Origin of the sequence: Mycolicibacterium llatzerense (assembly GCF_000878195.1) — a bacterium.
Classification (GTDB): domain Bacteria; phylum Actinomycetota; class Actinomycetes; order Mycobacteriales; family Mycobacteriaceae; genus Mycobacterium; species Mycobacterium llatzerense.
The window spans coordinates 1-21,607 of the sequence record NZ_JXST01000065.1 but is presented as its reverse complement, the minus strand read 5'-3'; the positions used below and the strand labels follow the sequence as shown (position 1 = coordinate 21,607).

At 66.9% G+C, this 21,607-nt stretch carries 18 protein-coding genes; 10 read left to right on the top strand and 8 right to left on the bottom strand.

Annotated features, from left to right (window positions below; genetic code table 11):
* The first annotated feature begins 486 nt into the window (after nt 1–486).
* The 6 genes from TL10_RS27995 to TL10_RS27970 all read left to right on the top strand — a co-directional run bounded on the left by TL10_RS27995 (nt 487) and on the right by TL10_RS27970 (nt 7,533).
* Nucleotides 487–1,431, top strand: a complete 945-nt coding sequence (locus tag TL10_RS27995; RefSeq protein ID WP_043390213.1) for an alpha/beta hydrolase — start codon at nt 487–489, stop codon at nt 1,429–1,431.
* A gap of 84 nt (nt 1,432–1,515) precedes the next feature.
* A complete protein-coding gene (locus TL10_RS27990; RefSeq protein ID WP_043390211.1) occupies nt 1,516–2,994 on the top strand; it encodes a flavin-containing monooxygenase in 1,479 nt (492 codons plus the stop codon).
* A gap of 14 nt (nt 2,995–3,008) precedes the next feature.
* The gene (locus tag TL10_RS27985) at nt 3,009–3,986 is read left to right on the top strand and encodes an alpha/beta hydrolase (RefSeq protein WP_043988225.1); all 978 of its coding nucleotides are present in this window, start codon (nt 3,009–3,011) and stop codon (nt 3,984–3,986) included.
* A gap of 51 nt (nt 3,987–4,037) precedes the next feature.
* Entirely contained in the window at nt 4,038–6,887 is a 2,850-nt protein-coding gene (locus TL10_RS27980; RefSeq protein WP_234711561.1) for an AMP-binding protein, read from the top strand.
* A gap of 60 nt (nt 6,888–6,947) precedes the next feature.
* Nucleotides 6,948–7,214: a hypothetical protein gene (locus TL10_RS27975; protein WP_043390206.1), complete on the top strand. Its 267-nt coding sequence runs from the start codon at nt 6,948–6,950 to the stop codon at nt 7,212–7,214.
* Between the two features lie 19 nt (nt 7,215–7,233).
* Nucleotides 7,234–7,533: a hypothetical protein gene (locus TL10_RS27970; RefSeq protein WP_043988224.1), complete on the top strand. Its 300-nt coding sequence runs from the start codon at nt 7,234–7,236 to the stop codon at nt 7,531–7,533.
* Between the two features lie 9 nt (nt 7,534–7,542).
* Here the strand turns inward: TL10_RS27970 and TL10_RS27965 are convergent, their stop codons facing one another.
* Both TL10_RS27965 and TL10_RS27960 read right to left on the bottom strand, forming a co-directional pair.
* The gene (locus TL10_RS27965) at nt 7,543–9,300 is read right to left on the bottom strand and encodes a SulP family inorganic anion transporter (protein WP_043988223.1); all 1,758 of its coding nucleotides are present in this window, start codon (nt 9,298–9,300) and stop codon (nt 7,543–7,545) included.
* Complete coding sequence (locus tag TL10_RS27960) at nt 9,297–10,346, bottom strand: sulfate ABC transporter substrate-binding protein (protein ID WP_043988222.1); 1,050 nt, start codon at nt 10,344–10,346, stop codon at nt 9,297–9,299. Before TL10_RS27960 ends, TL10_RS27965 begins: the two co-directional genes overlap by 4 nt.
* 101 nt (nt 10,347–10,447) lie before the next feature.
* On the opposite strand from TL10_RS27960, the gene TL10_RS27955 reads away from it, so the two are divergent.
* Genes TL10_RS27955 through TL10_RS27945 form a run of 3 tightly spaced genes read left to right on the top strand, consistent with a single transcriptional unit; the run spans nt 10,448 to nt 12,331 of the window.
* Nucleotides 10,448–10,993: a hypothetical protein gene (locus tag TL10_RS27955; RefSeq protein ID WP_043988221.1), complete on the top strand. Its 546-nt coding sequence runs from the start codon at nt 10,448–10,450 to the stop codon at nt 10,991–10,993.
* Nucleotides 10,994–11,011: 18 nt separating this feature from the next.
* On the top strand, nt 11,012–11,941 hold the full coding sequence (locus tag TL10_RS27950; protein ID WP_043988219.1) for an LLM class F420-dependent oxidoreductase: 930 nt from the start codon (nt 11,012–11,014) through the stop codon (nt 11,939–11,941).
* A 6-nt stretch (nt 11,942–11,947) separates the two neighbouring features.
* Nucleotides 11,948–12,331, top strand: a complete 384-nt coding sequence (locus TL10_RS27945; RefSeq protein ID WP_043988218.1) for a hypothetical protein — start codon at nt 11,948–11,950, stop codon at nt 12,329–12,331.
* Here TL10_RS27945 and TL10_RS27940 read toward each other — a convergent pair.
* The 6 genes from TL10_RS27940 to TL10_RS31515 all read right to left on the bottom strand — a co-directional run bounded on the left by TL10_RS27940 (nt 12,328) and on the right by TL10_RS31515 (nt 19,666).
* A complete protein-coding gene (locus TL10_RS27940) occupies nt 12,328–13,569 on the bottom strand; it encodes a DUF445 domain-containing protein (protein WP_043988217.1) in 1,242 nt (413 codons plus the stop codon). The two genes, TL10_RS27945 and TL10_RS27940, sit on opposite strands and share 4 nt — an antisense overlap.
* Entirely contained in the window at nt 13,570–14,253 is a 684-nt protein-coding gene (locus tag TL10_RS27935) for an Abi-alpha family protein (RefSeq protein ID WP_043390189.1), read from the bottom strand.
* Between the two features lie 51 nt (nt 14,254–14,304).
* The gene (locus TL10_RS27930) at nt 14,305–15,819 is read right to left on the bottom strand and encodes a dynamin family protein (protein ID WP_043390187.1); all 1,515 of its coding nucleotides are present in this window, start codon (nt 15,817–15,819) and stop codon (nt 14,305–14,307) included.
* The gene (locus tag TL10_RS27925) at nt 15,816–17,702 is read right to left on the bottom strand and encodes a dynamin family protein (RefSeq protein WP_390892786.1); all 1,887 of its coding nucleotides are present in this window, start codon (nt 17,700–17,702) and stop codon (nt 15,816–15,818) included. Before TL10_RS27925 ends, TL10_RS27930 begins: the two co-directional genes overlap by 4 nt.
* A gap of 52 nt (nt 17,703–17,754) precedes the next feature.
* Nucleotides 17,755–18,873, bottom strand: coding sequence for an IniB N-terminal domain-containing protein (locus TL10_RS27920; RefSeq protein ID WP_043390182.1), 1,119 nt, complete (start codon nt 18,871–18,873; stop codon nt 17,755–17,757).
* A gap of 256 nt (nt 18,874–19,129) precedes the next feature.
* On the bottom strand, nt 19,130–19,666 hold the full coding sequence (locus tag TL10_RS31515) for an Rv0340 family IniB-related protein (protein ID WP_043988216.1): 537 nt from the start codon (nt 19,664–19,666) through the stop codon (nt 19,130–19,132).
* A 243-nt stretch (nt 19,667–19,909) separates the two neighbouring features.
* Here TL10_RS31515 and TL10_RS27910 point away from each other — a divergent pair.
* Nucleotides 19,910–21,607 (top strand): Hsp70 family protein (locus tag TL10_RS27910; protein WP_043988227.1); only part of this gene is annotated, 1,698 nt, incomplete at its 3' end.

Below are 21,607 nucleotides of genomic sequence, written 5' to 3'. Positions count from 1 at the left end.
TCGGTGGAACCGACGCCCCACTGCATGACATTGAACGCCTACCGGAGATCGATCAAGAGTTGTTGCCTAGCAACACCTTTGGCGAATTCTAGCCACCGGGTCCACTTAAGCAGATAAGCAGTACATACGTGCGACCATACTCCCGCCCACCGACAAGAACGCACAGAAAGTGCGGTTCCACATCGGCGACGGTTAGGGCACCTAAACACAAGGACTGCAACAGGATTGGGGCCGCCCGGTCATCGTCGATGCTTAGGTGACCTAGCCACCGAGCGCGGTCGCCCGACGGAGAGGCGAGGGTTCGCCCGGTCTCACGGCGAACGGTGGCATGCATCGATTAGCTGACCTAACCGCAGACGATCGCATCGCGGGAAAACGGGGGCGGCGCACGGTGGCGCGAAGGGAGCACAGGACCGGCCGCCGATTACTCAGCTCACCTAACCATCGACGATGTCGCGCCAGCCAGCCGACCGTTAGTCTCTCGCTATGAGCTACACCGACCAAAAAGCCTGGCGCACAATCCAACAGCACCTGCCGGCCGAGTACCGGATCAAGCCCGGCATGGAACCCACCGAGGAATGGTGGGATTGGCAGGGGCACCGCGTGCATCTCGACACGTACCGCAACCCGGACGCGCCGGTGAAGATCGTCCTGTTCCACGGTGTCGGCACCAACGGGCGCCAGATGAGCACCATCGCCGGGGCACCGCTGGCCCGGCGCGGCTACGAGACCATCGCCGTCGACATGCCTGGCTACGGAGTCACGGAAGTCGCGTCGGATGCGCTGGTCACGTACGACGACTGGGTCGCGGCCGGGGTCGATCTCGTAGCGGCAGAACGCAAGCGCGACGACCGACCGATCCTGCTCTACGGGCTCAGCGCTGGCGGAATGCTCACCTACCACGTCGCCGCGATCAGCCCCCACGTGGCGGGCATCGTCGGTATGACGTTCCTGGACCAGCGCAACCCCCAGGTCCAGGTCGAGACCGCGCTCAGCCCGATGATGGGTCGCCTCGGCGGACCGATGATGGGCCGCGTCGCCCGGACACCACTGCGCCGGATGCGCATCCCGATGTGGGCGGTCAGCAAGATGCACACCCTCGTCAACGACAAAACGGCGCTGCGCGCCTGCCTCGCCGACCGTACGTCGGCAGGCAACTGGGTCTCCGTGGCGTTCCTCGCGTCGTACATGAACTACCAACCCGCCGTCGAACCGGAGGACTTCACCGCCTGTCCCGTCCTGCTGACCCAACCCGGAGCCGACCGGTGGACGCCGGAGCACCTCAGCGAACCGTTCCTGAGTCAGATCACCCGCGTTCCGGTGACGACGGTCGTGCTCGAGAACGCCGGCCACTACCCGCTCGAACTACCGGGCCTCGACCAGATGGTCAACGCCATCGACGAGTTCGCTCAGCCCATCGCCTCCAGCTAGGCCCAGCCCTGCCAAACCCAGCGTGAACAGCGCGTCACGGAATTACAGTCCAGGTACACCCGCCGGGCCGGCAAAGGAGTGCCCATGACCACCATCACCGCTCCCGTTGACGTTCTGGTCATCGGCGCCGGGATCTCCGGCATCGGCATGGCCTACCACCTCAAGACTTTTCGGCCGGGTACGTCGTTCACGGTCTTGGAGGGGCGGGACGCGATCGGCGGCACCTGGAGCCTGCACCAGTACCCGGGCATCCGGTCCGACTCGGACATGCCGACCTTCGGCTTCGGCTTCAAACCCTGGACGCACCGCAAGTCGATCGCCGACGGGCACATCATCCTGGACTACCTGCAACAGACGGTCGCCGAGAACGGCCTCGCCGACCACCTCCGGTTCGGCCACCACGTCGATTCGGCGAATTTCGATTCCCACCAAGGGCTTTGGACCGTCACGACCACCCACGACGGAAAGACCGAGACCTTCACCTCACGCTTCCTGTTCCTGGGCACCGGGTACTACGACTACGAGAACCCGTACATCCCCGACTTCCCCGGCCGCGACGACTTCGAGGGCCCGGTCATCCACCCCCAGCTGTGGCCGAAGGATTTGGACTACACCGGCAAGAACGTCGTCGTCATCGGCAGCGGCGCCACGGCCGTCACGCTGATCCCGAACATGGCCGACAAGGCCGCGCACGTCACCATGCTGCAGCGCTCCCCGAGTTACGTGTTCTCGATTCCGGCATCCGACCCGATCGCCAATGTGCTCAACAAGGTGCTCGGCCACGAGCGGGCGTACAAGATCGTGCGGCGCAAGAACATCTCGCTGAACCGCGGAATGTACAAGATGTGCATGCGCTACCCCAAGGTCATGCGAAAGCTGTTGATCGCCAACGTAGCTCGTCAGCTACCCAAGAATTTCGACGTCGACACGCACTTCACACCCAAGTACAACCCGTGGCAGCAGCGGCTGGCCATGGTGCCCGACGGCGATCTGTTCAAGATGGTCGCGTCGGGCAAGGCCTCGATCGTCACCGACCACATCGACCGGTTCACCAAGAACGGCATCGTGCTGAAGTCCGGGCAGGAGCTGGCTGCCGACATCATCATCTCGGCGACCGGACTGAACATGACGCCCTTCGGCAAGATCGCGCTGAGCGTCGACGGGCACTCGCTCCACCTGCCAGACCTCACCGTCTACAAGGCGATGATGCTCTCCGGGGTGCCCAATTTCGCGTTCGCGGTCGGCTACACCAACATCGCCTGGACGTTGAAGGTCGATCTGGTGTGCGAGCACTTCTGCCGGATGCTCGATTACATGGACGAGCATGGCTACGGCAAGGTCGTCCCGATCCTGGAAGACGGCACGATGGAACGAGTTCCGTTGTTGGACATGACTTCCGGTTACGTCCAGCGGGCCGTGGCGCAGTTCCCGCGCGGCGGCACCTACGGCCCGTGGGCGTTCAAACATGCCTACGAAATGGATCAGGAGCGGCTGCGCAACGGGCCTATCGAAGACCCTGCTCTCGTCTTCACGCCCGCTGCCGCACCACTGCCCGTGGTCTGACCGAAGGAGCGATCATGGCAACCGACTTCTTTTTCCTCAGCCACGGCGAGCGTTGTGCCGCTTGGCATCTGACCGCTGAGAGTGACGCGCTGGCCGGCCAGACGGGGCGGCCGTGCGTGGTCATGGCCCACGGCTTCGGCGGGACCCGCGACTCGGGCCTGCTCGCGTTCGCGGAGCCCTTCGCCGCCGCCGGTATGGACGTGGTGGTGTTCGACTACCGCGGCTTCGGCGATTCCGAAGGCGAACCGCGTCAATACATCTCGGCGAAGAAACAGCGGCAGGACTACCACGCCGCCATCGACGCCGCCAGAAATCTGCCGGGCGTCGACCGGGATCGCATCGCGCTCTGGGGCACCTCGTATTCGGGAGGGCACGTCATCGCCGTTGCCGCCGAGGACCAGCGGGTAGCCGCCGTGGTGTCGCTGTGTCCGGCGACCGACGGCCTGGCCGCCCTGGTGCAGGGATTCCACGAGGCCGGCGCCGGGCCGCTGGCCCGTCTGGTCGCCCACGGGGTGCTCGACGCCGCGGGGGCGCGGCTCGGTCGCCGTCCGCACAACGTGCCGCTCACGGGACAGCACGGCGCCGCCGCGGCGCTCACCACGCCCGGCGCCGAAGAGGCTTACCTGGCCATGGCCGGCCCGACCTGGCGCAACGAATTCACCGCCCGCACGGTGCTGGAGGTCGCGTTCAACCGACCGACCGTCCACGCCAGCCAGTTGGAGTGCCCGCTGCTCGTCCAAGTCGGCACCAACGACCGCATCGCGCCGCCCGACGCCGCCCGCCGCGCCGCGAAAAAGGCCGGCTACCTGGCCCATCTGTGCGAATACCCGGCCGACCATTTCGACTTCTACTCGGGGCCGTGCCACGAGGCGGCCCTCGCCGACGAGCTCACCTTCCTGACCCGCGTGCTCGATCCGATCCGCTCCACCGACGTGCATTTGCGCTCGACGAACCCGCCATCACCCAGACTGGCGGTCAAACTGCCATGGTGAGCGCGTCCGCTTGGCATGATCTGCACCGAGTGTTGATCGAAAGGGCGGACCGTGATCTTCGACAGGGTTGTGGCAACGACTCGTAACTGGCTGGAAGTGGCCCGCTACGGCGGGTTGGAAACGGGCGAAGAGCCATCGCCGTACGACGTCGTCGCCCAGGGCCGGATCCACAAGCTGCGGCGGTACCGCACCGACGGCGAGATGGGCCGCCCCCAGGTGCTGCTGGTGCCGCCACTGATGCTGACCGCCGACGTGTTCGACGTGTCGCCGCAGGCCAGCGGGGTGCGCACGTTGATCGAGCACGGCATCGATCCGTGGATCATCGACTTCGGTTCGCCGGAGCAGGAGCCTGGCGGGCTCAAGCGCACCCTGGCCGATCACGTGCTGGCCATCGACTCGGCCATCGACGAGATCGTCGCCACCACCGGAACCAAGGTGCACCTCGCCGGGTACTCGCAGGGCGGCATGTTCTGCTACCAGGCGTCGGCGTACCGGCGCAGCGAAGGCATCGGCAGCGTCGTGACGTTCGGCAGCCCGGTGGATCTGAGCAAGACGGCCCCGATGGGCGTCCCCGCGGAACTCGCCATCCCCGGCATGGGCTTCGTCATGGAGAACGTGCTGCGCGGCCGGTCGGTGCCGGGCTGGGCGACCCGGTTGGGTTTCCAGATGCTCGACCCGGTGAAGGCGGTGACAGGGCAGCTGCAGTTCCTGTTCGCGCTGCACGACCGCGACGCGCTGTTGCCCCGTGAGGGCCAGCGTCGCTATTTGATGAACGACGGTTGGGTGGCGTGGCCCGGGCCCGCACTCGCCGAGTTCTTGCAGCAGTTTCTGGTCCACAACCGGATGTTGACCGGTGGCTTCAGCATCGCCGGACGCCCGGTCACGCTCGCCGACATCACCTCGCCGATCCTGGCCTTCGTCGGGGAAGTCGACGAAATCGCCCCTCCCGCATCGGTCCGCGGGATCGTCGGCGCCGCACCGCGCACCGAGATTTTCGAAAGCACCTTGCACGCAGGACATTTCGGGCTGGTAGTGGGTAGCACCGCGACGAACCACACCTGGCCGTTGGTGGCCGACTGGATGCGGTACGCCGACGGCCTCGGCCCGTTGCCGGAGCACGTCGTCAAGGTCGACACCACGACCACCGTCGCCGAGACAGCGCCCGCGGGACCGGCCGAGGGCGTCCAGACCTTGATCGACGCCGGCCGCACGGTCGCCGGTTCGGTGGCCCGCTCGGTAGGCAACATGCGCGGCATGTTCGGCACCGTGGCACGCCAGATGCCGCGGTTGGCCCGCATCCGCAGCCTCGACGCGAACACGCGAATCTCGTTGGCCCTCTTGTTCGATGAGCAGGCCCAGCATGCTCCTGACGATGTCAGCTTTATGTACGAGGACCGCAGCTACACCTACGGCGAGAACAAGGTCCGCATCGACGCCGTGGTGCGTGGCCTGCTCGCCGCGGGCGTGCGCGCCGGTGAGCACGTCGGCGTCATGATGGGCACCCGCCCCTCGGCGCTGGCCGTGGTGGTCGCACTCAACCGCATCGGCGCAGTCGTGGTGATGCTGCGGCCCGATGCCGACACCGCGCGGGAAGTCGAACTCGGCAAGGTGAACAGGGTGATTGCCGACCCGGAACACTCCGAGGCCGACTTCGCCGGGCGCCCGCTGCACACGTTCCTGCTCGACACGCCCTATCTGCATCGCGACCGCACCCTCACCGCGCTCGAGATCGGCGAGACGAACGCCGTGCGCATCCCGGACTGGTACCGCCCCAACCCGGGCCGCGCCGGAGAGCTCGCGTTCATCTTCTTCGGCGGGCCCGACGGCGACCCCCGACCCATCCGAGTCACCAACGGCCGCTTCGGATTGTCGGCGTACGGCACCGCGACCTCGGCGGAGTTGACCAACTCCGACACCGTCTACTGCATCAACCCGATCTACCACACCTCCGGCCTGCTCACCGGCATCGGCGGTGCCGTCGCCGGTGGTAGCCGCCTGGCCATGGCGACCGACCTCGATCCGACCACGTTCTGGACCGAAGTGCGCCGCTACGGCGTCACCATCGTCTGCTACACGTGGGCGCAACTGCGACCGTTGGTCAACGCCGCACCGCAGCCAGCCGAGCGCAACCATTCGGTCCGACTGTTCGTCGGTTCCGGTATGCCCCGCGGACTTTGGCGCCGGGTGCTGGATCGCTTCGCACCCGCCGGTGTCCTGGACTTCTGGGCCACCAGTGAGGGCGAGGCCATCCTGGCCAACATCAACCCGGCCAAGCCCGGGTCGCTCGGCCGGCCGCTGCCCGGCAGCGCGACGGTGGCGGTGGTGCGCTGGGACCCCGAAGCGCAGCAAGTCATTTCGGGTGACGACGGCTACGCGATCCGCTGCGACGACGACGAGACCGGGCTACTGCTGGTGAAGATCGGCTCGGCGACCACTGCCTCCGCGCCGCCGATCCGGAACGTGTTCGACGCCGGCGACGCCTGGTTCTCCAGCGGCAGCCTGGTCAGCCGGGACGCCGACGGTGACTACTGGCTGATCGACTCCGTCGACACCCAGATCCACACCGCCGAAGGCGTGGTGGCGTCCCTGGTGAGCACCGCGGCCATCGGCAAGCTGCCGGCCGTCGACCTGGTCCACACCTACGGGGTTCGGGACGGCGATGACGACATCGCGGTGACGGCACTGTCACTCGTCGACGGGCGGGACATCTCGGTCACCGACCTGAACGAGGCGCTGGCGAACCTGCCGGCCGAGCAACGGCCCGCGTTTGTCCGCGTCGTCGACGAGGTGCCGATGACGCCGTGGCACCGCCCGGTCGCCGGGCCGCTGCGCCGCGACCCCCTGCCACCCCCGGGCCGCTACTTCACCCGGACCGACGACGGCAGTTACAAGGAAAACTGACACCAGCCTGACGAATTCGTCAATAATCTCCGTAGGTCGGGGCCGACGAAGGTAGATGACATGTTGAAGTCCGCAGCTGCAGTGCTTTTCCTGCTGGCGTCCGCCGCCGTACCGGCCGTCAGCACACCGGCCGCACACGCCGATGTGTGTGGCAGTGTCGGCGGCCGGCACGTCAGTGCCGGTGGGTGCACGAACGTCGCCGGCGACGCCGCGATGGCCGCCGCCGCTCCGGAGGACGCGGCCGCCCAGGCTGCCGCGGGCCGGCCGCCGTGTTACACCCCGGCCGGGGTGCCCTACTACACACCGGGCGACTTGCCTTGTAACTGAAGCCCTTTAGGGTGAGTTCATGCATAAATCTCTGCAGCGTGCCGCCATCATCGCCGCGGCCGCCTTGGCGCCCATGGCCATCACCGCGGCGGTCGCCCCTGCCGTGAGTCACGCGGACTGCGACAACGGCACCTGGTGGGACCCGGTGCAGAACCGGTGCCAGGCGCCGCTGGTGCAGAACTGTCCCGGCGGCTGGTGGGACCCGAACATCAACAGCTGCCGGCCGCCGGTCTCGACGACACCGCTCGACTGCCGCGACGGCGCCTGGTGGGACCCGATCAACAACATCTGCCGGCCGCCGGTGCTGCCGCCGCAGTAGCAGGTCCCGTCAGACCAGGTAGTACAGCTCCCCGGCGCTGCTGACGCCACCGGGGACCAGCCGCGACTCCGCGAAGCGGACCGCCTTGAGTGTTGCCGAGAACTCCTTCTCCCCTTCGGGGAAGATGCGCTCGTCCGGGAACCACTTTCGCAGCCCGACGTTGCCCAGGACGTCCAGAGTGTCGGGCCGAACGCCGGCCAGCAGGACTGTGACGCCCAGCTCGGTCAAGTCATGCAGGAACCGCTCGATACGCTCGATACCGACCGCGTCAGGGTTGCGGGCCCGTTTGAGACGGAGTACCACGAATTGGGTGCCTTCGGCCTTGACCCGCTCGGTGAGCGCGTCCAATGCGTGTTCGATTTCCGGTGCGGCACCGAAGAACAACTCTCCTTCGATGTCGTAGATCAGCACCGCCGGATTGTCCGGCTCGTCGCCGACCCGTTCCCGGACGACGCGTTCCGGGGTGACCACGAGCTCGGCGATCTTGAGCTTGGAGGCCCGTGGGACGAACAGCAGGATCGACAGCAGCACGCCGAGCAGCACCGCCTTGTCCAAATCGATGACCACGCCGGTGATTGCCGTGACGATCACCAACCCGGCGTCGTAGCGAGATGCCCTGACCGTGTGCACCAGTCGTTGGAAATCGACCAGGCGAACCGCGGTCACCAGCAGCAGGCCGGCCAGCGCGGCCTTCGGAATGTAACTCAGCAGCGGCGCGAACAACAGCAGTGCGCCGGCGACCGCCACCGACGCGATGACGCCGGAAAACCTGGTGGCCGCGCCGGCCTGGAAGTTGATCGCAGACCGCGACAACGAACCCGAACCGGGCAGGCTCTGGAAGAAGCCGCCGCTGAGGTTGGCCAACCCTTCCGCCAGAATCTGCCGGTTGTAGTCGATCTTCTGCTGCGTCTGGTGCGCAATGGCTTTCGCGATCGACAGCGCCTCGATCAAGCCGATGAAAGCTACCGCCAACGCGCCCTCCGACAGATGCGGCAGCCACTCCCAATGCACCACCGGAATGTGGAAGTCGGGCAGGCTGGCGGGAATCTTTCCGGTGATCGACACCGCGGTCTTGCCCCCGTGTCCGGGTGTCGACCAGCCCGAGAAGTAGGCGATCAGGGCCGCAATGACCAAGACGGCAAGCATGTCGATCTGCGGCCAGCCGTAGCGCTGCACCAACTTTCGGAGCACCACGGCTGCGACGACAGCGGTGCCGCTCAGTACCACGGCTCGATAGTTGATCGCGTCGCCGTGGAACAGCGTGAGGTAGGTGCGGTACAGCACCTGCATGTTGCCGTTGCCCCGGTCCTTGACACCGACCGCATTTCCCAACTGGCCCAAGGCAAGTAGGAACGCGGCTGCGGCCATGAACCCGACGATCACGGACTCGGAGATGTAGCGGGTCAGGTCACCCAGTTTGAACACCGCGATCAGGATCTGAATGGTGCCCACCAGCACCGCGAGCAGGAACAGCGCTTCGAACAGTTCGGTGCGGTTCTCGGGATCGATGAACGCCAATGAGCTGAACACCAGTAGCGAGATGGCGCTGGTGGGTCCGTTGATCAGGTGTGACGACGAACCGAATATCGACGCGATGAGCGTCACCACGATGGCCGAGAAGACGCCGTATTTGGGGTCGACGCCGGCGATCAGGGCGTAGGCCATGCCCTGCGGCAGCGCGATGGCGGCCACCGTCAGGCCGGCGATCAGATCGCGCCGGGCGAGGGTGCGGTCGTAGTTGTGTTTCAGGTTCGAAAGCAGGCTCACGATCCCACCACCGTTCGTTGCGCAGGAAGATGAATGGTGTCGACGATTCCGTTGTCGCCGAAGAACTTTTCGGCGGCGTCGTCCCAGTCCTTGGCGATCGCGGACACCGGGAACAGCGAGATGTCCGGCAACTTGGCCCGGTACTTGGCCTGGATCTGCGGGTTGATCGAGCGGTAGCCGTACTGCGCAATGACGTCTTGGGCAGGGTCGGTGAACAGGTAGTTCAGGTAGGCCTTCGCATAGGCCTCGGTCTTCTTGCCGGCCACGTTCGCATCTACCCAGGCCACCGCAGGTTCGGCCTTGATGCTCACTGGTGGATACACGATCTGCAGCTCGTTGGGTGCCGCAGCCACCTCCCGGATGGCTTCGTTCTCCCACGTCAGGTGCACATCGCCGATCTTCTGCACGGCGAAGCTGGTGGCCGCGCCGCGCGCGCCCTCATCGGCGACGGCGACGTGCTTGAACAGTGCCGCCAGGTAGTCGTGGGCTGCTGCCTCCGAGCCGCCGCGGGTGGTCACCGCACCCCACCCGGCGAGCACGCTGAGCTTGCCGTTGCCCGACGTGCGCGGGTCCGGGGTCACCACCGAGACATCGCCCTTGACCAGATCGGGCCAGTCATGGATGTTCTTCGGGTTGTCCTTGCGGACGACGAACACGATGGTCGACGTGTAGGGAACCGAGTTGTTGGGTAGCCGGTGCTGCCAGTCCTTGGCGATCAGCCCGCGCTTGGCCAGCTTGTCGACGTCACTGACCAAGGCCAGTGAGACCACCCCGGCTTTCGACGTGCCGTCGATGACGTTGCGCGCCTGCCGGCCGGATCCGCCGTGCGACTGGGTGATGTCGACGGTGACGCCGGACTGCTTGCGGTACTGCGCGATGAACTGCGGGTCCAGCGCCGCGTACAGCTCGCGCGTCGGGTCGTACGACACGTTCAGCAATGCATCCGGCGATGAACCGTGAATGTTCTTGAACCCGATCAGAACTCCGGCCACCGCGATGGCGACGACGCCGACCACACCGAGCGGGGATATGTGTTTTCTGCTCATCGCCACCTCTGTTCACTACGGAGGATCGACGTTAGGCAGCAGGACGCGCCGGGGCAGCGGTCTGGATCAGCGCGATCGGATCTCCCGTAGCCTGATGGCCGATGAACCACACACGGCTCACCATGTCTGCTACCGCTGCGCTGGCGGTCGCGCTGCTCGCCGGCTGCGACAGCACCACCCCTGGCAGCCCGAAGTCGGGACTACCCGCGGGCGAATCGTCTGCCGTGAGCACCCCGACACCATCCGAGAAGGCCATCCGCCCCGTGCCGGTCAGCCCGATCCCGGCACCGAGCGCCGCGCCACCCACCGCGCAGGCCCTCGCTCCGCAGAACGGCTACGTCTTCGTCGCGACGAAGTCCGGCCAGACCCGGTGCCAGCTCAACACCACCGAGGTCGACTGCGAGTCGGCGTTCACCAATGCGCCGACGATCAACGGGGAGACCGCGAACGGCGTCCGGGTCACCGCTGCCGGCAAATTGTCTTGGGTGGTAGGCAATCTCGGCGCCATCCCGACGGTCACCCTCGACTACCAGACGTACTCGGCGGTGGGGTGGACGATCCTCGCCGGCGCCGAAGGCACCCGGTTCACCAACGCCGGCACCGGCCACGGGATGTTCGTCTCGACCGCGAGCGTGAAGGCGTTCTGAGCAACTAAGCTGGCCGACATGGACTTCCGGGTATTCGTCGAACCGCAGCAGGGTGCCACCTACGCCGACCAGCTTGCCGTGGCGCAGGCCGCCGAAAGCCTCGGCTACTCGGCGTTTTTCCGGTCCGACCATTACCTGGCCATGGCCGGTGACGGGCTGCCCGGCCCCACCGATTCGTGGGTGACACTCGGCGGCATCGCCCGCGAGACCAGCACCATCCGGCTCGGCACCATGGTCACCTCGGCGACGTTCCGGCATCCCGGCCCGCTCGCCATCGCCGTCGCGCAGGTCGACGAAATGAGCGGTGGCCGTGTGGAATTGGGCCTGGGCGCCGGCTGGTTCGCCGAGGAGCACGAGGCCTACGCCATCCCGTTCCCGCCACTGGGCGAGCGCTTCGACCGGCTGGACGAGCAGCTGCAGATCATCACCGGCTTCTGGGACACCCCGGTCGGCGAACACTTCGACTTCGCCGGAACGCACTACACCGTCAAGAACTCCCCGGCCCTCCCGAAGCCGGCGCAGGCCCACCCGCCGGTGATCATCGGTGGCGGCGGCGCCAAGCGGACTCCGGCGCTGGCAGCCCGGTTCGCATCCGAGTTCAACATTCCTTTCGTCGATATCGACACGCTCACCACCCAGTTCGGCCGGGTGCGGGCGGCCGTGACGGCAGCCGGCCGGGCACCCGAAAGCATCACGTACTCGGCGGCTTTCGTGCTGTGCGCGGGCAAAGACGATGCGGAGATCGCCCGCCGGGCCGCCGCCATCGGCCGCGAGGTCGACGAGATGCGCGGCAACTCCCCCACCGTCGGCACGCCGGCCGAGATCGTCGACAAGCTGGCCCCGTTCGTGGCCGCCGGGGTCGAGCGCATCTACCTTCAGGTGCTGGACATGGCCGATCTCGATCACATCGAGTTGTTCAGCACGGAGGTCATTCCACAGCTACGCTGACCGGCCATGACCGAGCGGCCGTGGCACGAGCGCACCCCGCACGTCGTCGGCGCCAGCATCGCGGCGCTCGCCGCCATCGCGCTGCTGTATTTCGCGGGGTCATGGCTGACGCGGCACTACAACCAGCCGCAGCCCCCGCCGGTGCCCGTCATCGTCGATGACTCGGGCCACTCGGCCACGACAACAACGGCGACAACCTCCCCGACGTCGACCAGCTACCCGTCGACGACGCCGACGACCACCGACATCGACTTGCCGCTCACGACTGACACGACGTCGACCACGCCCTCGGGCGACAGCACGACCACCAGCCGCACCCCGGCACCAACGACGTCGACGTCGATCACCCAGTCTCGGCGCACCCATCCGACGGGGCCGCGCCCGCACTAGTGCGTGAAGAACTCGATCATCAGAACCTGGAGTTCACCGACGCAGCCACCGAGGATGGCGCCGATGGCGACCATCAACGGCTCGTCGTCCTTGAACACCGGCCGCAGAATCGACTCGTACTCCTCGTTGGAGAGCTGATTCATCTTCTCGACGATCGTGCGCTCGAGGTCGATCTGGCTCATGGCGTAGTCCTGCGCGTCCAGCAGCGTGTCCGGCAGCCGCTCGATGACCAGCTCGACGATCTTGTCCTTCAGCGCGTTGTACTTCGACGTGCCGACCGCGAACTTCACGACGGTGCCGGTCAGCCCACCGACCTCGCTGTCGATGGCAGCCTCGACCTCGCGCGCGATCATCGCGAACAGCTTGTCGGCACCGGGGCCCTTGAGGATGCCGTCGAAGAGAATATCTGGGGCGAAGAGATCCTCGGAGAGGATGCGGGCGTAGTCCGCGGTGATCTTCTCGCGCTGGGCGTGCAGCAGTCCCTGGAACTTGATGAAGCCCAGGTACTTCGTGGGCTTGACCGGTCGGAACAGCATGTTCAGCGCGATGTAGTCGCTGACCAAGCCGATACCGAAACCGAACGCCGGCATGATCCACGGCAGTTTGAAGATCGCCCAGACGAACATCTGCGCGGTGCCGATGACCAAGCCGAAGTAGATGCCACTGCGTCGCACGAACGCCATGGCGTCGTCGCTCAGGCCGCGCATCAGCTTGTTGAGCTTCTCCTTGTTGCGCACCAGCGTGGTGACCGAGAGGAACTGCAGGTCGACGAACCGGCTCAGGTCCGACTGCATCTCGTTCAGCATCTTTTCGGTGATGCGCGGTGCCTGCGAGTGGATGCGGTTCAGGATGGCCTGCCGCCCGGCCTCGGGCAACGAATTCCACAGGCCCGGGCGGATCTCTTCGGCGACGTCGCGGGCGATGTCGTTGATGGACGCCGCCAGGGGTTCGCGCAACGCCTCGACGGCCTCTTTGGCGTCGATCCGGGACAACAGCTCCTCGGGTTTGAGCAGATTCGCGGTGAGCAGCTCGATGGTTGTGGAGCCGACCTTGCCGGCGCGCCGCGGGATGATGCCCTGCCAGCCGATGGGACCGATGCCCTTGAACTCCAGCGGCCGGTAGATCATCTCCATCGCGACGATCTTGGTGCTCCAGCCGACGAACGCGGCCACCAGCGGCATGGAGAAGTAGATGATCCAGTGGGCTCGGAAGTCCGTGAGGATCTCGGTCAACGACATTCAGTGCCACCCGTCTTGGTTGTCCTCCGCGGTGGCGGCGGCCCACAGCGATCGGCCCAGTGGCGACAGCGTCAACGTCAGCTTCTCCACCTTGGCGGGCAGCGGACCCTTCGACGCGGCCTTGATCGCGTTGAGCACGATGGTCTCAGCCATCAACACCTCATACTCGGTTTTCAGCGCAGAATCCTCCGGGCCGATCTCCACGAGGCGCAGCGCCAGCAAATGTCCGACGTACTGCGGCGTCATCTGCGGGAGCGCGACGTTCGCGGTCCGGCCGACCAGTGCCGCGTTCTCCAGCACCGCCTTGCGGGTCCGGTCGAACACGTTGACCAACGGAGAGACGGAGCCGTCGGACAGCGCTCCGACGATGCGGGCCTCGTCGGCGACCAGCTGATCGAGCAGATGGTGGTACAGCTCGGTCTGGCTGCCGGCGGTGTTCTGGTCGAGCGCCCGATTCAGCAGCTGGCTCATCTTGGAGTTGAGCGAGTCGTCGCTGTCTGCCTGTTTGGACGTATCGCCCGCCGAGACGACGTCGTCGTCGCCTTCTTCCGGTTCCAGTTCGTTGAGGCCTTTACGCAGCGCGCCGACGACCTGCTGTTCGGTCCAGCTGTAGACGTCGAGCCCGAGTCGAGCGGCGTCGACCGCGCGTCCTACCAGTCCAAAGGGGTCAAACGATTGAGCCACCCGCAAACGGTAGCTGCGCGGGGTACCAAATGGCGAACGATCTCGAATATCTCACCTTCCCTGCGCCGCGTAGTCGGCGACCAGGGCCTCGGCACTGCGCACAGCGGCCTTGCAGGCGCGTGCGGTGAAGGGGTCGTTGAGCGGATGATCGGCCCGTCGGCGCCACCGCTGCACCGCCGCGAACGCCGCTCGCGGGCCGTCATACGGTGCATCGTTGCTCAACCCCAGCCGGCTCGCCGCGTCGGTGCCCGACCCACCGATGATGCGGCGCAGTGAGGCCATCTCATCGGAGTTCAATGTGGTTGGACGGGAACGCAATTGACCGAGCAGGCGCAGCTCTTCGAAGGCATGGGTATCGGCCAGTAGCGGATCGATGTCGGCCAGGATGAACGGCGTCGCGTAGATGGGATTGGCTTCCACGAAGCGGCGCAGCGAGCGCAGCGCCGTGTGCGCCTTGAGCATGTCGGCGCGCTGCGCGAACTGCTGGTCGATGACGTCGCGCAGGGACACCAGCCCGCTGCGTTCCAGCAGCTCATCGGCCAGCCCTTGCGAGTCGGTGACACCGGCGCGCAGCACCGCGATCGCGATCCGGATGCCGAACATGCCGAACCGGTCCAGCAGCGCGGCCCGGGTGATGGCGTCCACCGGCAGCGAATCATCCTGTCGGGCAAACCGATCCGCCGACAGCATGGCCTTGGTCAGGGCGGTGGCGCCGTCGCCGTCCAGGGCAGCCAGCTTCTGCAGTGCCGTGAACTCGCTCTGCTGCAACGTGCGCGCGGTCAGCGCCAGCAGCCCCGATACCGGGACGACGGCCTGGCAGACGCCGGTGCGGTCCAGCTCCGTCGTGAACCGGGTGGCCACCTCACGGGCCGACATCATCGCGTCGATGCGTCCGGCCCCGATCTCGTCGGCGCGCGAGGCCACCCCGATGACGCCAAGGGCACCCGAGCCGCTGCCGACGAGTTCCCCGATCTGCTTGAGCAGCGCGATGTCTGGCGCGTTGAGGGTGCGCAGCAGGAACACGACGGCGTCCACGCGCGGGACGCCGTCCCGCGGCACCAGCAGTTGCAGCGTCCGGTCGGACACGTCGCGCGACAGCGACGATGTGCCCGGGGTGTCGATGATGGTGGTGTGTTCCAATTCGACTGCGGGCCACTGCACGTCGAGGTCGACGATGTCTCCCACGTTGGCGGCGCCCTGCGCCCCGGAGTATCTCGCGAGGTCGAACGTCAGGCCGTCGGCACGGGTGATCGGCACGTCGGTGCGGCGGCCGTCCCGATGGTTCGCCGTGACGCGGGGCGCCGTGCCGTGCCGGAACCAGGTGACCAGACGGGTGGCCTCGGTGGCGTCGGTGGGCGCAATCTCCTCGCCCACAAGCGCATTCACCAGTGTCGATTTGCCGGACTTGAGGGTGCCGGCCAAGGCGATCCGGATGGGCTGATCGAGCCGACGGGCGATCCAGTCCAGTTCGGCCAGGGCCTGCGGCCGGTGCTGGAAAACGGGGTCTGATCGGTAGGCAGAGGTGACGCCGCCCAGGATGGCGCGGACGCGGGCGCTGGTGCTCACTGGGCCAGCGACGGCGTCAGTTTCACCGCATTGTCGAGGACCTGGCGCAGAATGTTCAACTGCCGCTCCAGTTCCCGCACGCGGTTGTCGCGCTCGCCCGCCTCGATCTGCGCTGAGGCGAGCATCGCCTGCAGCGATTCGTTGAGCGATCGGGTGGTCTGGTTGGCGATGCCACGGTAGTGATCACGCAAGTGGCGCTGGATGTTTCGCAGCCGGTCGCGCGACTCTTTACCGACGGCGAACGACACGTCATCGACGAACCGACGGACGTTCATCTTCGCCTCGCCGCGCACGCGCAGCATCCGGTTCTCCATGTCTTCCTTGTATGCCTTGCGGCCCAGCACAAGTCCGGCGCCCAGCGACAGCGGGTTGAACATACCCAGCCCGGCGAACGAGGTCAGCATGCCGAACATCAGCACACCACCATACGACCCGCGCATCCCGGTGATCACCTTGTGCCCGGCCCTGATCGGCTCGGACTCCAGCCGCGCCACGGGGTTGAACTCGCCCAGGCCGGCGCCCATGTCGCGGGCCCTGACCTCGGCCAATTCCACCGAGTCCAGCCCGGCCTGGACGAAGTTGCGGGCCACCTCGGCGGCCAGCGCCTCGGCGCGTTGGTGGGCCCAGACGAAGTTGTCGCCGACGGCGGTGGCGACCACGTTCTCCAACTCGGCGCCGATCTCGGCCCAGTGCTGGGTGGGATCGCAGCCGTCGATGATGCGCTCGGTGTGCGAGGTGATGTTGCGGAACCGGTTGCGCAGGTCGTGGTCGACGTCGGCGGTCAGGTCGGCGATACCGTCGTTGAGCACCTGCTGCCACAATGCGGTCTGCTGCAACGCCTCCTGCGCTTCGTCCTTCTTACGCTCCAGCTCGGCTTTGATCCGCTCGATCTTGTCGGGGTCGTTGATCGCGGCCAGCTCGGTGGACAACGCCAGGGTGAGATGCTCGGCGGCCGCGTGGATTTCGGTGACGACCTCGTCCTTGATCCGGTCGTTCTCACGGCTCAGCACCTTGTCGGTGAGGAACTTGATGATCGCCGGGAAGTTGGACTCGTCGTTGAGTTCCTTGTCACCCAGGGCCAGCGCATGGGTGCGCAGCGCCGAAGAAACGGGAGTCACCGGGAGCGACAAGCGCGCCCGCTGCAGGTGCGCATCGTTGGCCGCGACGATCTCCCGCCAATGCGGGTACAGGTCGGTCTTGGTGGCGACAATCGTTGCCACCGGACAGATTTCGACGGCCTGGCGGATGAACGTGAGTTCGGGGGCGGTGAACTCCTGGCTGGTGTCGCTGACCATCAGGAGGGCATCGGCGTCGGGCAGCAGTCCCAGCGTCGCCGACAGGTGGGGCTGTCCCAGCCCGCCAACACCGGGGGTGTCGACGAAGGTGAGTCCGCCTTTGAGCATTGGGCTGGGCGCCGCGACCTCGACGCGCAACACCTGACGGCCTTGCGCTTGCGGAGCCTGACGCAGATCGGTCGACAGCTGGTTGGGCGGGATGGCGACGACGGACGGATCGCCGCCTTCCTGGGGCGAGGCCAGCACGAGTTCCGCGGCCGCCGCGTCGCCGTAGTGCACGACGGTGGTGAGCACGGTGCTCTCGTCGTCGCCGACCCGCGCGACCGGCATGTTCAGCAGCGAGTTCAGCAACTGGCTCTTGCCCTGCTTGAGCTGGCCGGCGATGACCACCCGGATCTGTGGATCGCTGATCCGGGTCTTGGCCGCCAGCAACCGCTGCGCCAGGTCGTCGCGGTCGCTGAGGCCCGCGATCCGGCTGGTGTGGTCGATCAACTCGACGATCACCGCGACCGGGCGCGGATTCGCCTCGTTCGGTTGCGTCACTGGGCTCTCCTCGACTGCATTCTCGCTGACTAACGGTATGCGCAAACGACCGGCGGGGCCTGTAAGTGGCCCCGCCGGAACGGTTTGTCGCGATCGATCAGTGCATGTGCGGATCGATGTGGGTGTTGTGGCTCATGTCGGTGGTGGTGTGGGTTTCGACCGGTGCGTAGGTGTTCATGCTGGCCTCGTGCACCGAGTTGTCGGCGACCGTGCTGTGCACGGAGTTGTCGGCGGTCAGATCGGTGTGGGTGGTGTTCCCGCTGCCGATGTTGGTGTGGGTGCTGTTGCCGCTACCGATGCTGGTGTTGGCCGTGTTCCCGCTGTTCAGGCTGGTGTTCACCGTCGAGGAGTGCGACGAGTCGTCGATGACGCTCTTGTTGCCGCTGCCCAGGTCGCCACCGACCGTGGTCTGGCTGCCACCGACGTGCGTCGACGTGGTGTTGCCGTCGTTGATGACGATGTTGCCACCGCTGCCGCCGCTGCCCGCGTTGGCGTGGCCGCCACCGATCAGGCCGCCGCCGGCGCTGGCGCTGCCGCCGTTGCCGCCACCGGTGTTGACGTCGCTGATGACCGGGCCGTGGTTACCGGCGATGACGTTGCCGCCCGCGGTGGTCGAGCTGTCGCTCGCGTGGTTGCCGGTGCCGACGATCACCGGGGAGTGGCTGCCGGTGAGGATGTCGCCGTTGGTGACGGTGTTGCCGTCGCCCTGCACCGCGCCCTTGCCGCTGGCGATGTCGCCGTGGTTGTTACCCGCGATGTTGACGCCGCCGTCGCCCTGCTGGACGTGGCTGCCGCCGAGGGTGATGTCACCGAAGCCCAGGTTGAAGGCACCCTGCTGGGCGTTGGCACCGGCGTGCTGGTCGGGGCTCAGCACCGGGATGTCGTTGCCGCTGGCGATCGGCACGTTGTTGTGGCTCGCGAAGTCGGTCTGGTTGCGGCTGGCGAACTCGGTCTGCGGGGCGAATGCGGTCTGCGGGGAGAACGGCGAGGACATGCTGTAGTAGTCCGAGACCGCGTTCTGCAGGCCGACGACCGGGTCGCCGCCACCGAGCACCACACCGGCCGGGACGGCGCTGGCGGCGACTGCGGCGATCTGCGCAGAGGTGACACCGGCCAGGCCGGCGTCGCGCATGGTCTGCTCGGGGTTCGCGACGAACGAGCTCGCGACGGTGGGGAAGCGGAACAGGTCGATGATGAATTCGATCAGGCTGGTCATTGGAGTCCCTTTCGTTGGGGTGTTGCTCTTGAAGTTTTCTCGCCGGCTGTCCGGCGAACTGAGAACAACGTTAGGGGCCGTCAAGGGCCCTGCAAACGGGGCAACCACCCCTACCCCCAACGGAACGTAGTGGGGTGTCGCCACTCCCCCAATTAGGGGATTAGGGGATAACTAGGGTGTTTGCTGAAAATGCGGTGAGAAAACGCAAAACGCCGGTGGCCATGGTGGCCACCGGCGTTTGTCGGGTGTGAGCTGGTCAGCTGAAGAAGTCGAAGCCCTGATGGTGATCGAGGCCGGCCGACGGGTCTGCGGTGTCGATCGGGTGCCAATCGAGCGCGCCCGGATCCGACAGCTGCCCGGAGTCGACGACCGGCACATCGCCCTGCAGACCCAGGTCGTCGGACACGGCCAGGTCCGGCACGGTGTCATGGACCGGCAGGCCCGGTCCGCCGTCGAATCCACCCAGGTCAGGATCAGAAATCACGTGCGGGGACACGACCGTCGGCACGTGGGTGTTGACGGCGTCGAAGGCATCGAAGGCCGCGGTGGCAGCACCACTGGTCCATACGTTGACGCCCGGATCGTCGAATCCGACGGTCGGTACACCACCGGCCATGGACGACACCGTCCCCAGGGACTCGGACACCACCGGGATCAGGTGCGCGACGTCCGCCGTGGTGACGCCACTGAGGTTGGCGTCGGCGATGGCACCGGCGGGGTCGGCGGCATAGTGGGCTGCCACGTCGGGATCACGGACCACCGACATGACGAAATCCAGTAGCGGATTTGCCACGGCACCTACTCCTTCCGTCGATTCGACATTTCGGGTCTCACACCAGGTAGACCCCTCGATAACTATTTTGATGCTATCGCCGATATAGCTCCTGGAGATCGGTGCTGACCCCAGCACCCGACACCTCCTGTTAGGGGCACTCCCATTAGGGATTCACCAATCGTTAGGGGATTGTGTCCCACCCCCAGGCCGCCAGCGCATAGGGTGGCCACAGTTCGAGAGCGCGTCAAAGGAGTGGACTTCATGAGCAACGGGCTCGGTTTGTCGATCGGCCAGACCAACCTGGTGGCGGTGCCGGCCGGGCGACCGCCGGTGAGCCGTCGCGCCATCCTGGCCCTGTACCCGGATCGGCCCGCTGAAGTCGGCATCCCCACGCAGTCCGGCGGCCTGGTGCTGACCGGTTTCGTGGAGCGGGTCGGCGACCCGATCCCGCTGATCGCCCCGGACGGCTCGGCGCATCGCGGTGAAGCCGTCCTGGCCGAGGCCCTCGACTCCATGGCCCGCACCGCGGGCGGCGGCGCCCCGATCGTCATCGCCGCGCCGGCGCACTGGGGCATGTCCACCATCGCCGCACTCTCTGCGGCGCTGCGCGGCAAGCCCGGCCTGGCGGCCGCACCGGTGGTCTCCGACGCGGCCGCAGCCCTGGCCGGCCTCAAGGCCGGGTCCGGGCTGCCCGATCACGGTGTGGTGGCGCTCTGCGATTTCGGTGGCAGCGGCACCAGCGTCACCATCGCCGACGCCGCGACCCTGAGCCAGATCGGCGAGACCGTGCGCTACCCAGAGTTCTCCGGTGACCTGGTGGATCAGGCGCTGCTGAACCACGTCATCGCCGGCATCACCGAGTCGGCCGACGCCGACCCGGCCGGTACGGCGGCGGTCGGCTCGTTGTCCCAGCTGCGCGACCAGTGCCGGCAGGCCAAGGAGCGGCTGTCGTCCGAGACCGCGACGTCGGTCAACGCCAACCTGCCCGGCTTCGCGTCGGCTCTGCGCATCACGCGCCCGGAGCTGGAGCGACTGCTCGAACCGGCCCTGGCGGGGCTGCTCGCCGTCGTCCAGGAAACCCTGCAGCGCAACCAGATTCCGGCCGGTGTCCTGACCTCCCTGGCCACCGTCGGCGGCGGTGCCTCGATTCCGATTGTCACCCAACGTCTTTCGGAGTATTTCCGGGTTCCCGTGGTGACCTCACCGCAGCCTGCGCTCACCGCGGCCGCCGGCGCCCCCCTGGTTGACCCGAGCACCATGAGCGCCGACGCACCGACGGGCATGGCTCCCACCATGGGCTGGGCGGCCGGCCCCGCGGGCTGGTCGGGTGGCCCCGCAACCATGGCCGCTCCGGTGCCGCCCGCGGACGCGAACCCGTCCTCGACCGTCGGCCCGTCGCTGGCCTGGTCTGATGACGAGGAGCCCGGTGCCGCGGTAGGTCTCCCCGACGACGGTGTCGAGCCCTACTCGGGCGGCGAATACCCGGCGGATTTCGCGACCGGCTACGCCGACGGCACCACCGCCCGGCCGGCGATGGACTTCGCGCATGAAGAAGAGGACAACCTGCCCGACGTGGCGCCGATGCCCTGGTACCGGCGCCCACCGCTGCTCTTCGGCGCGGCCGCGGCGGCGTTCCTGGTCGCCGGCGGCAGCTGGGCCGCGGTGGGGCTCACCAGCAATGACACCCCGTCCGGTCCGGTGACCGTCGACGTCACGACCACCATCACCGGTCCCGACGGCTCGATCACCACGAGCACCTACAAGGCCACGAAGTCCGTTGTGACGCAGACGAATCAGAATGGCCAGGTGGAGACGTCGACGGTGACCAACCCGGTCACCACCACTGACACGCCGACCACCACGACCACCACCGATCCGTCGACCACGAGTTCGACGACCAGCTCGACGACCACCACGACTACGACGACGACGACCACCACCACGCCGACGACCACCACC